Here is an 857-nt window from a genome sequence, read left to right on the forward strand (position 1 = left end):
GGTCAGGATCGCGACGCCATGACCGGCGATCGCCGCGTTGGCCTCATAGGCCTGCGCGCCCATGCTGCTGCCGGGCCGTTTGGCGAGATCGTGCGAGTGCACGCCGGCAGCCTCGAACCATTGCGTCCACCAGATGTCGCCGGGATCGAGGATCGGCAGCCGCAACAGGTCCGCCGGTTCCCTGACGCCGCCGATGCTTGCCGCGAGCTTCGGGCTCAGCATCGGCGTGAAATCGGCATCGAGCAGCTTGTAGGCTTCCAGCCCCGGCCATTTGCCGCCGCCCGACCGGATGGCGAGGTCGACATCCTCGCGGGCGAAATCCGTCAGCCGGCTCGATGTTTCGAGCCGCACGGCAAGGGAGGGATGAGCGATCTGGAATGAGCCCAGATGGTGCGCCAGCCAGTTCGAGGCAAAGGTCAGCACCGTCGTGACGCACAGCAATCCGTCGGCGCCGCCACGCGCCGCCGCATAGGCCTGGCCGAGAATGGCGAAGGCCTCGCTGACCGCTGGCGCAAGGCGCTGTCCAGCCTCGGTGAGTGCGATCTGGCGCGGCCGGCGCAGGAACAGCGGCGCGCCGACCCGTTCCTCCAGCACCTTGATCTGATAGCTGACCGCCGCTTGCGTCATGGCAAGTTCCTCGGCCGCCTTGGTGAAGGAAAGATGCCGCGCCACCGCTTCGAACACCCGGATCGCCTGCAGCGGCGGAAGCTGTGAAACCTGCCGAGAGCTGAGGTCCGGCATAAAGCCTCCTTATGGGTCCTTATCGACGTTCGATTGGCAAAGGCCGCCGTCAAGACCGACATTTCCAGTCAACCCGTCATTCGGGTTCAGGATAGCGAAGGTTGACGATCATGACC

The 857-nt window shown here is 65.5% G+C and carries 1 protein-coding gene; it reads right to left on the reverse strand.

Going from position 1 to position 857, the window contains the following annotated elements:
- Positions 1 to 741: LysR family transcriptional regulator (locus ENZ75_RS33135; protein ID WP_128278672.1), on the reverse strand; the 741-nt coding region annotated here is incomplete at its 3' end.
- Between the last annotated feature and the right edge of the window lie 116 nt (positions 742 to 857).

Source organism: Mesorhizobium sp. M7A.F.Ca.CA.002.04.1.1 (genome assembly GCF_004022805.1).
Taxonomy (GTDB): domain Bacteria; phylum Pseudomonadota; class Alphaproteobacteria; order Rhizobiales; family Rhizobiaceae; genus Mesorhizobium; species Mesorhizobium ciceri.